This window comes from Mesorhizobium sp. YC-39 (assembly GCF_025753795.1).
GTDB lineage: Bacteria > Pseudomonadota > Alphaproteobacteria > Rhizobiales > Rhizobiaceae > Mesorhizobium.
Window position 1 is genome coordinate 31,146 of sequence record NZ_JAOWPS010000008.1, and the last position, 12,997, is coordinate 44,142.

General features: G+C 61.2%; 13 protein-coding genes. 6 read left to right on the top strand and 7 right to left on the bottom strand.

What is annotated here, in order from left to right; translation table 11 throughout:
- Positions 1-3 precede the first annotated feature (3 nt).
- The 6 genes from OHD62_RS31270 to OHD62_RS31295 all read left to right on the top strand — a co-directional run bounded on the left by OHD62_RS31270 (position 4) and on the right by OHD62_RS31295 (position 5,852).
- A complete protein-coding gene (locus OHD62_RS31270; protein WP_263791002.1) occupies positions 4-1,017 on the top strand; it encodes an ABC transporter ATP-binding protein in 1,014 nt (337 codons plus the stop codon).
- A gap of 5 nt (positions 1,018-1,022) precedes the next feature.
- Entirely contained in the window at positions 1,023-2,063 is a 1,041-nt protein-coding gene (locus OHD62_RS31275; RefSeq protein WP_263791148.1) for an ABC transporter ATP-binding protein, read from the top strand.
- Between the two features lie 29 nt (positions 2,064-2,092).
- Positions 2,093-3,397 (top strand): 3-oxo-tetronate kinase, encoded by a 1,305-nt coding sequence (gene otnK, locus OHD62_RS31280; RefSeq protein WP_263791003.1) that lies wholly within the window; start codon positions 2,093-2,095, stop codon positions 3,395-3,397.
- A 3-nt stretch (positions 3,398-3,400) separates the two neighbouring features.
- Positions 3,401-4,060 carry a class II aldolase/adducin family protein gene (locus tag OHD62_RS31285; protein WP_263791005.1) on the top strand — a complete coding sequence of 220 codons (660 nt, stop codon included), beginning with the start codon at positions 3,401-3,403 and terminating at the stop codon, positions 4,058-4,060.
- 58 nt (positions 4,061-4,118) lie between these two features.
- Positions 4,119-4,502: a hypothetical protein gene (locus OHD62_RS31290; protein WP_263791006.1), complete on the top strand. Its 384-nt coding sequence runs from the start codon at positions 4,119-4,121 to the stop codon at positions 4,500-4,502.
- A gap of 117 nt (positions 4,503-4,619) precedes the next feature.
- Positions 4,620-5,852 carry an aminotransferase class III-fold pyridoxal phosphate-dependent enzyme gene (locus tag OHD62_RS31295; protein WP_263791007.1) on the top strand — a complete coding sequence of 411 codons (1,233 nt, stop codon included), beginning with the start codon at positions 4,620-4,622 and terminating at the stop codon, positions 5,850-5,852.
- A gap of 210 nt (positions 5,853-6,062) precedes the next feature.
- On the opposite strand, the gene OHD62_RS31300 is transcribed toward OHD62_RS31295, so the two are convergent.
- The 7 genes from OHD62_RS31300 to OHD62_RS31330 form a co-directional block, all read right to left on the bottom strand.
- Positions 6,063-6,815, bottom strand: coding sequence for an ABC transporter ATP-binding protein (locus OHD62_RS31300; RefSeq protein WP_263791008.1), 753 nt, complete (start codon positions 6,813-6,815; stop codon positions 6,063-6,065).
- Positions 6,812-7,540 carry an ABC transporter ATP-binding protein gene (locus tag OHD62_RS31305; RefSeq protein WP_263791009.1) on the bottom strand — a complete coding sequence of 243 codons (729 nt, stop codon included), beginning with the start codon at positions 7,538-7,540 and terminating at the stop codon, positions 6,812-6,814. Before OHD62_RS31305 ends, OHD62_RS31300 begins: the two co-directional genes overlap by 4 nt.
- The gene (locus OHD62_RS31310; protein ID WP_263791010.1) at positions 7,527-8,612 is read right to left on the bottom strand and encodes a branched-chain amino acid ABC transporter permease; all 1,086 of its coding nucleotides are present in this window, start codon (positions 8,610-8,612) and stop codon (positions 7,527-7,529) included. The genes OHD62_RS31305 and OHD62_RS31310 overlap by 14 nt, the downstream gene beginning before the upstream one ends.
- A gap of 7 nt (positions 8,613-8,619) precedes the next feature.
- A complete protein-coding gene (locus tag OHD62_RS31315) occupies positions 8,620-9,489 on the bottom strand; it encodes a branched-chain amino acid ABC transporter permease (RefSeq protein WP_263791011.1) in 870 nt (289 codons plus the stop codon).
- 90 nt (positions 9,490-9,579) lie between these two features.
- Positions 9,580-10,812, bottom strand: coding sequence for an ABC transporter substrate-binding protein (locus OHD62_RS31320; RefSeq protein WP_263791013.1), 1,233 nt, complete (start codon positions 10,810-10,812; stop codon positions 9,580-9,582).
- Between the two features lie 296 nt (positions 10,813-11,108).
- Positions 11,109-11,996, bottom strand: coding sequence for an amidohydrolase family protein (locus OHD62_RS31325; RefSeq protein WP_263791014.1), 888 nt, complete (start codon positions 11,994-11,996; stop codon positions 11,109-11,111).
- A 5-nt stretch (positions 11,997-12,001) separates the two neighbouring features.
- Positions 12,002-12,988, bottom strand: a complete 987-nt coding sequence (locus OHD62_RS31330; protein ID WP_263791015.1) for an aldo/keto reductase — start codon at positions 12,986-12,988, stop codon at positions 12,002-12,004.
- Between the last annotated feature and the right edge of the window lie 9 nt (positions 12,989-12,997).

The window sequence follows — 12,997 nt, forward strand, 5'->3', positions numbered from 1 at the left end:
TCGATGGGAACGAGCCAACAGCCATTGTTGAATGTGCGCAATTTGCGCGTAACACTTCGAAACGGTCTGGAGATTGTGCGCGGTGTCGATTTCGTTGCCGAAGCCGGCAAGGTGCTTGGCATCGTCGGCGAATCCGGCTCGGGCAAATCCATCATGATGCGCGCCGCGATGGGGCTATCACCTTCTCTGTCGACGGTGACGGGCTCGATCAGATTGCGCGGTGAGGAACTCGTCGGGGCGCACGAGCGCCGCATGCAGAAACTGCGCGGCAGCAAGATCGGTCTCGTCTTCCAAGATCCGATGTCTGCCCTCAATCCGGTGATCACCATCGGCAAGCTGATCGCGGAAGCCGTGCGCCTTCACAATCCAGACATGTCGGCAGCAGGCGTGCGGCGAAGAACCATCGAGCTTCTCGACCTGGTAGCTGTTCCACAGCCCGAACTGCGTGCGAACCAGTATGTGCACGAGTTTTCGGGCGGAATGCGGCAACGCGTGATGATTGCGATGGCTATTGCCAACAATCCGGAAGTATTAATCGCCGATGAGCCAACCACGGCTCTTGATGTCACGGTGCAGGCCCAGATTTTGGAGGTCTTGAAGAACCTGCAGACCAGGTTTTCGATCGGACTCATCCTCATCACGCATGATCTTGGCGTGGTCGCGGGGACAGCCGACACGGTGGTCGTCATGTATGCCGGCAAGGTCATGGAGAGCGGGGCGGTTCGAGATATCTTCTATCGTTCCCGGCATCCCTACACGCGTGGCTTACTGTCTTGCCTGCCGACGATTTCGGGCAATCGGTCTCGTCTCGAGCCGATCTCAGGCAGCCCGCCGCTGCTCAGTGCCCGACCTGTAGGCTGCCCCTTCCATCCGCGTTGCTCCATGGCGCAAAACACATGTCGCTCGGAGGAACCGAAACTCAGGCAAGTCGATGATGTGCTGACGGCGTGTCATTTCGCTGAGTCTTTGCGAGGCGTAGCCACCGGTCAATGGACTTCGCGGGCGGAGCACGCATGACGACGATCGCTCCCAAGGCGCAAGAGATCATCTTGTCGGTTCGCGACGTCACCAAGGAGTTCGCCATCAAGGGGGGACTGCCAGGATGGCGGTCCGATCGCAAGGTGAAGGCGGTTGGCGGTATTTCCTTCGATCTGGCAAGGGGGGAAACGCTCGGACTTGTTGGCGAATCCGGCTGCGGCAAGTCGACCCTGGGTCGCTGTCTGCTCAGACTTGTCGAGCCGACATCGGGTGCAGTGCGCTACAAGGACACAGATCTGGCCACACTTCCCGCGCGCGAAATGCGCCAATTCCGGCGTCATCTGCAGATCGTTTTCCAGGACCCCCTTGCTTCACTTCATCCGCGCATGCGGGTTCGTGAGATCATCGCGGAACCCCTGCGCCTCATCGACGTCAAGGGCAAGCCGGCCTTGGAGAGGGCTTCCGAACTTCTGGATCTGGTGGGGCTCGCCCCCGAGCACGGCGACCGGTATCCGCACGAACTGTCAGGCGGGCAAAGGCAGCGAGTGGGCATTGCACGTGCGCTCGTGCTGAATCCTGAAGTCCTGGTGCTGGACGAACCTGTGTCGGCGCTGGATGTGTCGGTGCAGGCAGGCGTGCTCAACCTTTTGGAAGAATTGCAGGCCAGACTTGGCATCGCCTACGTCTTCATCGCGCATGACCTTGCCGTTGTCCGGCATGTCTCCGACCGCGTCGCCGTCATGTATCTCGGCAAAATCGTCGAAATCGGACAGGCTTTCCAAATTTATGGCGCGCCTGCTCACCCCTACACGACAGCTCTGCTGTCAGCGGTACCCCTGCCGGATCCCGATGTCGAACACGCTCGTCAACGCATCACCTTGAAGGGAGACGTGCCAAGCCCCATCAACGTGCCGTCGGGCTGTCCGTTTCGCACCCGCTGCTGGAAGGCGCAGGACATCTGCGCGAAGGTGATCCCGCCACTTGCGGAAATCGAACCTGGGCACCAGGCGGCCTGTCATTTTCCAGAGCAGGCAAAAAGCCGCGTCACCAATCGCAGAAGTGCGACGTCGCAGGTGGTTGAATGACAACCGATCGTTCCGCACGGAAACGACTTGTGTTTGGCGCCATCGCCGACGATCTGACCGGGGGGCTCGAGTTGGCTTCCATGCTGATTGCACGCGGCGTGCCAACCACGCTTTCCATCGGGCCCGGAGCTAACGCACATCTCGGCGCTGCGCATGTCTTCGCACTCAAGTCGAGAGTAGCACCCGTCATGGACGCAGTACGCTCAGTCCTGGAAGCGCTAGAGATTTTGCTGGCGAACAAAGCGCAACAGATTTTCTTCAAATATTGCGCGACATTCGACTCGACGCCAGCGGGCAATATTGGTCCCTGCGCGGAGGCGATTATGGATCGCCTGGGAGCGCACCAGGCACTCTTCGTTCCGGCGCTGTGCGAAACGAGACGAACGGTCTACCAGGGTCATCTGTTTGGCGGCGCACAACTTTTGGCGGAGTCGCCGAAGCGCTTCGATCCCCTGACGCCAATGACGGACTCTAACATCGTCCGCGTCCTTCAGGCGCAAAGCGAGCGAACCGTCGGTCTGGTCGACTATGCGGTGGTGGACCAGGGTCCAGATGCCATACGCACTTACTGTGAGCATCAGCACGAATGTACATCCGAATCCCTTTTCGTCGCAGATACGCTTTATGAGCGTCACCTTGCGACCCTCGCTGCTGCCGCCGTCGATGCGCCGTTCCTGACAGGCAATTCATCCGTCGCCGCGCATTTGCCGCCACTTTGGTTGGAGCAGGGCCTGCTCGAACAGGCTTCCACGATCCGCCTTCGAGGCGTTGACGGGCCTGGCGCGGTTCTGGTGGGGAGCGTGGCATCGCAGACCCTGGCGCAGCTCGAACACTTCGCAGCAGAACATGACGTATGCGTCGTCGATATTGCGCGCGCCTATGCCGGCCACGATCTTGTCGCCGAAGCCCGGCGGTTTGCCGCGGCATCTGTTGCCGCAGGCAGAAGTTTCGCAATCAGCACCGCGCTGCCGCGGGAAAGCGTCGACGCCCTGCAATCCATTCACGGGCGGCTGGAACTTGCTGGCCGGGTAGAAGCGATCCTCTCCGACATCGCCAAATCTGTCGTCTTCGACCTCGGTGTCCGCCGCCTGGTCGTTGCGGGCGGCGAAACATCCGGATCGGTTGTCAGAGCGCTCGGTATCACAGAGCTTGAAGTTGGTCCCTATCGCGAGCCGGGCTTCTCACGTGCGGTCGCGGTTCATCCTTTCCCGATCGCACTACTGCTCAAATCCGGCAAGCTTGGCGGCATCGATATCTTTGCCTCCGCTTTGGACGATATGCGTCGTCCGATCCTCCAAGAGCCATGTCTCACCCGCTGGCCTCCGAAAGGTTAGTCCATGACCATGACCGTTGAAAATCCTCGCCAATCCCTTGTCACCGCAGCGCTCGATGCGGAAGCACAGCGCCTCAACATCGGAACGACCGGCAACATAAGTGCCCGGCTAAACGGCGGCATGCTGATTACGCCGAGCGGGATCCCACCAAAGAAGCTCAAGCCGGAACTCATCGTGGCGATGGACCTCGACGGAGCTTGGTCCGGAGACATTAAGCCATCCACTGAATGGGCACTGCATGCGGCCATTTACAAGAGCCGTCCAGAAGTGAGTGCAGTCATGCATGCCCACCCGGACCACTGCGTGGCCCTTTCCTGCGCGCGAGAGAACCTACCGGCCTTTCATTATATGGTCGCAGGCTTCGGCGGTGATGATGTCCGCTGCTCGAAGTATGCGTCCTTTGGTTCGCCCGAACTTGCCAAGTTCGCGGTCGAGGCGTTGGAAAACAGGACGGCCTGCCTGCTTGCAAACCATGGCATGGTAGCAATTGGCACCTCCGTGGCCGAGGCCTTTAACCGAACGGTAAAACTCGAGACTATGGTCAGGCAGTTTCTGCTTTGCCGCTCCTTCTCGGCGCCGGTTCTGCTGACGGTCAATGAAATGACCGAAGTCGAGCAACGTTACAGGGCGGGCTATGCCCGGCAGGCGGCGCCCGTGGCCTGAAAGACTGCCGCCACCCAATCAGCCGCGACCCCTGCACCGGAATTTCAAGGAGAAAGCCATGAACGACAGAGCGCCTGCCCAATCCTCGGAAAGCATTGCTCACTATCGATTGTCCGATCTTACGCCGGCGCCGTTCAGCCCTCGAGGGGCATCGACGAACGAACTCATGAACGCGGACACCGGAGCGCGCATAGCGAGCGGAATCGTTTATTTCAAAGACTGCGAAATCCCCTTCACCCTTTGGTATGACGAAGTGATGATCTGCCACGCCGTGGAAGAGGAATTCGAGATCATCGTCGGTGACGCCGCCTTTCCGATGAAGCCAGGCGACATGATGTGGATTCCTGCCGGGACATCACTTACCTGGCGCAGTAAGGGGACATCGACTGCTTTCTTTGCGGTCATTCCCGCCGACTGGGCGAAGAGGAAACCCCAGGCTTGAGAATCGAGAACGCTTGGTGATGCCCGCGTGAGGTCGCGGGCATGTCAATCAAGACGAAGCACGCAGCGGCCGTGCAATGAGCTTTCCCTTCGCTAGCAAGGACTTGGTGGTACTCAAATGGAACATAGCCTCATCAATAGCCACGATCATGCCCTGCTATCACGTGCCAGCCGAGTTGTGCCGAACGGCGTCTGGGGCCACATGGCAACCCGCGTCATCGGCCCTGGCTATCCGCAGTTCTTTTCCAAATCCGACGGATGCCGCGTCTGGGATGTCGATGGCAACGAATATATTGATTTCATGTGCGCCTGGGGTCCGAACGTGCTGGGCTACAGGCACGCGGAGGTGGATGCTGCGGCCATCGAACAGATCGGTAAAGGCGACGTCGGTAATGGCCCAACCGAGTTGATGGTCGAGCTTGCGGAAGCGCTCGTCGACACGATCGAATACGCGGACTGGGCTCTGTTCCAGAAAAATGGCACCGACGCGACAACGACCTGCGTCACGGTCGCGCGCGCGGCTACCGGAAAGCGCAAAATCCTGGTCGCCTGCGGCGCCTATCACGGAGCCGTGCCGTGGTGTTCACCCTCCCTCGTCGGCGTTACCGTGGAGGACCGTGCTCATCTCATAACCTTCGAATTCAACGATCTCGCAAGTCTTGACGAAGCCGTGGCGGCCGCCGGCGATGATCTGGCGGCCATTCTGATGACCGCCTACCGCCACGACGTCAATCGTGACCAGGAAATGCCGGATGCTGCATTTTTAAGGCATGCGCGCGCCATCTGCGACCGGTCTGGCGCCGCGCTCATCCTTGATGATGTTCGCGCCGGATTTCGACTGGATGTGCGCGGCAGTTGGGCCAAGTATGGCGTTAAGCCTGACCTTGGCGCTTACTCAAAGGCCATAGCCAACGGATGGCCGCTTGCGGCCGTTGCTGGCAGCCGCACCATGTTGGAGGGTGCTTCGAAAGTGTTCGTCACCGGTTCTTTCTGGTATGGCTCGGCCGCAATGGCCGCTGGTCTCAGGACCCTAAAAATCCTGCGCACCACGGATGCCTTGGCGCACATGGAGGCCATGGGCACGCGGCTTCGCAAAGGTCTTGCCGCCGCGGCGGAACGACATGGATTCCGTTTGAGCCAAACGGGTCCTGTCCAGATGCCGATGGTTCGATTCGAGAACGACCCCGAGCTCGAGACCGCCAATGTCTTCTGCGCTGCAGCGCTTCGTCACGGCATTTATCTACATCCTCGCCACAATATGTTCCTTTGTGCAGCACATCAGGCTGCTGACATTGATCGAGCGCTTGATGCCGCGGATGCCGCGATGCGCGATGCCGCAGCAGCTATCTAACAAGATACCGAATGCCGCTTCGATAATTTTTTGGTCCTGTGCACGTGGACTTAGAGACACAGAAGTTATACGCCGAAGATGAGCGTCTGTAGTTCAAGCTTGCCGTCTGTCGCTATCTTGATCGGCGCTGCCACCCCTCATTGAGGCGTCGACAGCCAATCGACCGCGCCAGTTCTGCCACTTCAACGCGGATTGCTGGGATTCGCGTCATCACCGGGATGCCTGCGAGGGACCAATATTTTGCTGCGCCCTCTTGCCGAGGTAGAGCTCCTGCATGACCGACGACTGTTTCAACTCTTCGATACTGCCTGACGCCACGATGCGCCCGGAATTCATCAGATAGCCTTGTTCGGCCACCGAGAGCGCAAGTCCGGCGTTTTGCTCGACCAGCAGCACCGCCGCGCGGAACTTCTCACGGACATTCATGATGATGCCTTGCAGCTCCGAAACCAGCAATGGCGACAGTCCGAGCGACGGTTCGTCAAGCAAAAGGATGCGCGGTCTTGCCATAAGTCCGCGCGCGATGGCCAGCATCTGCTGCTGGCCGCCGCTGAGTGTGCCGGCCTTGGCACCGCGCTTCTTTGCAAGGATCGTGAAGTAGCTTTCCATCAAGGCGATGTCGGCCTCGATCGCATCCCTGTCCTTGCGGCAATAGGCGCCAAGCAGCAGGTTTTCGCGCACGCTCATGTCGGCAAACACGCGGCGGCCCTCCGGCACCATGACGACGCCGAGCGTTGCCTTTTCGTCGGCGTGAAGCGCAGTGACGTCGCGGCCGTCGAAGAGCACCGTGCCGCGCCGCGGCTTCACGAGACCGGCAATGGAACGCAACAGCGTCGTCTTGCCGGCGCCGTTGGGACCCAGGATGGTGACGATCTGAGTTTGGGCGACCACAAGCGAGACGTCGCGATTGACCGCGACGGGTCCATAGCCGGTGTCAACATGCTCGACGGCAAGAAGGCTCATGGCGCGGCCGCCGTCTTGTCGGGGCCGAGATAGACTTCGCGGACCTTGGGGTCGGCAAGTACCTGGGCCGGCGGGCCTTCCGCGATTTTGGTGCCGAAGTCGAGCACGACAAGGCGGTCGCAAAGGTCGGCCATCATGTCCATGTCATGGTCGATGAGGCAAACGCCAATCCCTTGCGGCGGCAGTTGCGCAATAACTGCCGCGAACGCCTGAGCTTCGCTGTCGTTCAACCCGGCGCCCGGCTCGTCCAGCAGCAACAGTTCGGGCGATACGCCGAGCGCGACCGCCAGGCCAAGGCGCCTGAGGCTGCCGAAGGGCAGCGATCCTGCAATCGCCTTGCCAAGCGGAGCCAGGCCGACAAAGTCGAGGATCATGCCAGGAGAAGCCCACCGGCTGCCGCCTCTCCTGCCCTGCTCCCAGGCGATCTGAACGTTCTCGTTGACGGTCAGGCCCGGGAAGGACATCGCCTGCTGAAACGTCCGCACAAGCCGCTTTCGCGCAATGAGATGGGCGCCGATATTGGTTATGTCCTGCCCCTGCCAGCATACCGTGCCGCCGGTAGCTGGATGAACGCCGGTGACGACGTTGAACAAGGTGGTCTTGCCGGATCCGTTGGGACCGACGATGCCCACGACCCGGTCGGTGTCGATGTCGAGATCGATGCCGTTGAGCGCAACGACGCCGCCGAACTGCTTGCGCAGGCCCCTCACTTCAAGCGCGGCCATTCGAGCCTCCGCCTTGCCCCTCTGACCCACCGGCAATCGCGCAGTAGATGTTCTTGATGCCGGCGCTGACCCCGCCCGGAAGCAGAAGGATCACCAGCAGCAGGCAGACCCCGTAGGCGATGCGGGAATCGACCGGATCAAGGTTCAGCACTTCGGGCAGGAAGTTGACGATGATTGCACCGATCAGCGGCCCGTAGAGGTAGCGGGCACCGCCCAGCATGACCATCAGCGCAAGATAAAGGCTGGGAAAGGCGCCGAACAGGGTCGGTGAGATGTGGCGCAGGTAATAGAGCTGCAGCACGCCGGCCAGGCCTGCAAACAGGCCTGAAACCATGAGCACGCCAAGCTTGTGCAGGTCGACATTGATGCCAACCGAACGCGCCAGTTGTTCGTTCTCCCGGATTGCCCGCAACGTCCGGCCGTAGCGGGAAATGCCGATGAGATAGGTTGCGGCAAGCGCCAGGAAGAGAGCTGCCAGAACCAGGTAGTAATTGTTGGAGAGCTTGTCGAAATTGATGCCGGGCAATGGCGTCACCGATCCGACATCGAGGCCGGTTGCGGATCCGGTGAAGGTGCCGCCATTGGTGAGGACGATGACGAACAGGGCGCAGAAACAGAAGGTGATGATGATGTAATGCTGCCCGCCGACCCTCAGCGTCGGCAAACCGATGACGCCGCCGACGATCGCCGACATGGCCATGGCGAATGGCAGCGTCGTCCAGAAACCCCAGCCAAGCTGCACGGACAGGATTGCCGAGGTATAGGCGCCGATCCCCATCAGTGCCGCATGGCCCACCGACATGATGCCGGCCTGACCGAACTGCAGAGCGAGGCCATAGAGCCCGATTGCCGTATAGATCGTGGTGATGGCGATCGACAGGAACCGGTAGCCGAGGCCGAGCCAGGGCAAGGCTATCAGGAGTGCCGCGAGCAGGATTGCCGTTATCGCCTGAACGCTGGCCGGCAGGGGAACGGAGGCATTGTCCGCTGTCAAAAGCGCGAGGCGCTCCGAAGCTCTGGTGCCTTCTGTCGCGGCGCCCATCTTGCCGGCGCTGTTGTCGGTCGCGGGCATCGACATCTCACGATGCCTTGGGGCCGAGCGTGCCGCCAAGCAGACCCTGGGGGCGCAACACCAGGATCAGGATCATCACGACCAGCGAATAGGCATCGGTCCATTCCGGATAGCCGTAGCCGGCGCTCAGGCCGTCCACCAGGCCGAGCACGAGGCCGCCGACGACCGCGCCGCCGACATTGCCGAGACCGCCGATCAGGGAGACCGCGAAACCACGAATGATGATGACGCTGCCGGTGAAGGGCGTGATCGGAAACAGCGAAATCATCAGGGCGCCGCCGATGCCGGCAAGCAGGCTGCCATAGATGAAGACGCCGGTGACATAGCGGCGCACCGGAATTCCCATCAGCTCTGCGGTGTCGCGGTCCGACACGCTCGCCCGCAAGGCCATGCCATAGCGGCTGCGGGAGATGCCGAAATAGGTAATTGCTACGATAACAGCCGTAATCGCGACGACGATCGCGCGCATCGCGATGATGTCGACACCGCCGATCGTCCAGACTTGGCCGACCGGGTCGGCGATGCTTTTCTGGAATTCGTTGAAAACCCGGATAACCGCGTGCTGCAGGATCACGCTGAGGCCGATCGACATGATGAAGCCGTTCATCGGTCGGTTGAGCGTGAACCGGAACAGGCATCTTTCGGCGGCGAAGCCGAGCGCGCCGACCAGCAGGCCGGCAAAGACGAGCGCCAGGAAGAAGTTCATCCCGGCCCCGACCATGAACCAGGTCGCCATGCCGCCGACCATCAGGAACTCGCCATGCGCGAAATTGACGATCCCGGCCAGGCCGAAGATCAGCGTGATTCCGATGCCGATGAGAATGGTGACGCTGGCAACCGAGAGGCTGTTCACCAGCTGCTGCAGAAGAATGTCCATCATCAAATCCGGTGGCGAACCTACGGTGAGGATGGGCGGGACCGAAAATTTCGCCGCCCATCCTGACGTCAGATATTCTCGCGGGCTACCTCAGCCCCCGTTGTCGCCGGGCGGCGGAGCGGCCGGCGGCTGTTCGACCGCGCATTTGAACTGATCGGATGTGTTGGGCTGCACCATGCAGACCTCGGTCGCAAATGTGACCTGGTGGTGCTTGTTGAACACAAGCGGCACCGGCGACACGACGCCCTTGTAGTCGGACTTCAGGAGTTCGGCGACCACCGCGTCCGGATCGTCGATCTTGCCGACCGTCTCCAGCGCCTTGGCGTACCAGAAGAAGTAATCATAGTAGAGCAGCGAGACCGAGGACTGCGGACCTTTCGCAGCGCCGAGGCCGAAGTACTTGTCGAAATACTGCTTCACCTCGGGGAACGGCGAGGAACCCCAGCAAACCGGCACGCAACTGAGCGTCACTGGCACATCCGCCTTGAGGCTACGCTCCTGGTAGATGCCCGGATCGACGCCGAACAGAAAGTAGGACGGCGCCACACCAAGCTTGAGGGCCTGCGGAAAGGCGGTGAGCGTTGAATCGCCATTGTACCAGAAATGCACGATATCGGGCTTCATGCCCTTTATGCGGGTCAGCAGGGGCGAGAAGTCGGTCGTGTCCGGCGGATACCGCACCAGGTCAACTTTCTGGCCTTCCGCCTCGAGCGCCTTGACGTAGTGAGAGGACAGATACTGCCCGGTTGCGTCGTTGCCGACGAACACCACCGAGTGCTTTGGCGGCGACTTCAGCTGCGGCGTCAGCAAGGACAGCACACCCTTGGCGGTGCTGCCGCTGCGCTGCCATTCCTGCGGCTCGCTCTGGAACGCGTAATGGAGCCAGCCATCGTCGGCGACCGCCTTGTCGTCGAGCACGGCTCCGAGCGAGCTGTTGCCGGAAAACTGCAGCACCTTGGCCGGGCCTGTGATCTTGGCCATGGATACCGAGAAGTCATGCGTCTCCGTACCCCAGATTGCCTTGACGCCGATGTCGTTGACCAGCTCGCGCGCGGCCGCGATGCTGACGTTCACATCCGTTCTGTTATCGCGGATATAGAGCTTGATCTTGTAGGTCTTGTCGCCAACCTTGATGCCGCCGGCGTCGTTGATCTGCTGCGCCGCCAGGTTGGCGGCGCCGACAATGGTGTTGCCGGCCGAAACGAATGAGCCCGATTGCGCGGCGATCACGCCGATGGGCAGTTCCTCGTCGGCGCGGGCCGTCTGCAAAGCCATGGCGAGCCCAGCGGCCGCCACGGCCAACCCAAGTCCTAGCTGTCTCATGCACGTTCCTCCCTTACATGGCCAACTTGTCATACAACCCTATTACCATGTAACACAGCTGTCAATATGAACCCGGCCCGAAGGAACCTGGAGAGAGGCATCGTGTCGCCGCCTTCGTTCGTCCTCGCGGATCTCAGCCTGGGCGAGGAAATTCACGCAGGTTGGGGATCGGGTCCGGCAGAAGGGTCGGGCCGAAAGCCAGCCCCGGAGCCATGCGCCGTGATCAGCAGGGTCGTCTCTGATGCGCCCCGTGAGGGTGCGGTCGCCAAAGTCAGGAGACGGTCAGCGCCCTGTCACTATGAGGGCACGGACAAGCGATATGCTTCGACGGCGGAAGCGCCAAAAACCTGGGACCGTTCCTCCTCCGTCAGCCCGGAAAGACAATCGCTGAGGGTGCGTTTGACCGACTGATAGTCGGCAGCGACCAGGCAGACCGGCCAGTCCGAGCCGAACAGGCATCGCGACGGCCCGAAGATCGAAAGGACCTTGTCGACATAAGGCTGCAGATCCTGGCTTTTCCAATGCCGCCAGTCGGCTTCCGTGACCATCCCGGAGAGCTTGCACCAGACATGGTCACGATGGACCCTGAAGCCTTGCATGAGTTCGGCCCACGGCTCCATCGCGTGCTGCCGGATGCGCGGTTTTGCGATGTGGTCGACCACGAAACGCATGGTAGGATGCCGTTCCACCGTCCGCAAGGCCGCGGGAATCTGCGGCTCCTTCAAAAGCAGATCATAAGCGAGCCCCGCCGCGGCGACCGCGGCCAGCCCGCGCTGGACATCTTCGCGCAGCAGCCAGTTCGGATTCGCCTCGTTGTGGACAAGGTGACGGATGCCGACCAGGTAGCGGCCTTCCGGCCGTGCTTTCAGCTCCGCCAGCGTGACTCCGACCTGAGGATCCGTGAGGTCGACCCATCCGACGACGCCGGCGACGAAATCGGTCCGGCTTGCCGTGGCCAGGAACGCCAGCGTCTCGTCAAGCGAATGCCATGTCTGAACAAGGACAGTCCTGTCCACGCCGGCCTCTGCAAGCACCGGCCGCAGGTCGTTGGGCGAGAACACCCGTCGGATGGCGGCGTAATCCTCCGTCATCCAGCCGCAGGACCCATCCGCCGGATCCCAGAAATGCTGATGCCCGTCGATGACCAGGGGCCTACGGGCAACCAGGCGCTCACCAGTGCCCATGGCGCTCACCAGCGTTGATGCACGGCGGCCTTGATGCGCCGCTCGTAAATGTCGGCGATGCGCTCCATGATTTGCGGCGACAGCTGCGGCAGGTCGGACGCGGCGGCGTTTTCCTGCGCCTGCCGGACGGTCTTGGCGCCTGGGATGGTCACCGTCACAGCCGGGTTCATCAGGATCCAACGCAACGCCCATTGCGCCATCGTCGCCCCGGGCGGCAGCAGAGGCCGCAATTCCTCGACTGCCTGCAGGCCTTCCTCATAATTCACGCCGGAGAATGTCTCGCCGACGTCGAAGGCCTCGCCTTGCCGGTTGTAGTTGCGGTGGTCCTTGGCGCTGAAACTGGAATCGCTCCGGAACTTGCCGGACAAGAGGCCGCTGGCCAGCGGCACCCTGACGATGATCGCGACATCCTTCTGGCGCGCCATGTCGAAGAACAGCTCCGCCGGGCGCTGCCGGAACATGTTGTAGATGATCTGGACGCTGACGACGCCGGGATACTGCAGCGCCTTGATGCCTTCCTCGACCTTTTCGACGCTGACGCCGTAATGGCGGATCTTGCCTTCCTCGACCAGCTTCTCGAGTGCCTCGAATGTTTCGGGCTGGTAGAAGACCTCCGTCATGGGACAGTGCAGTTGCACCAGATCGAGGACGTCGACTTCAAGATAGCGCAAGCTGCGCTCGACGAAACTGGTCAGGTTCTTGCGATTGTAGCCGGAGGCAACATGCGGGTTGAGCCGCTTGCCGGCCTTGGTGGCGACGATCGGTCTCTCGCCGCCCCGCGCCTTGAGTGTCTTTGCGATCAGTTTCTCCGCCCGGCCATCGCCATAGACGTCGGCCGTATCGATCATGCTCACGCCTGCATCGAGCGCGGCGTTGAGCGCCGCGATCGCGTCTTTCTCCTCGACATCTCCCCAGTCGGCCCCGATCGCCCAACTGCCAAAGCCAATCTCCGACACTTGCCAGCCGGCGCGGCCAAATCGCCTTTGATGCATGCAAACCAC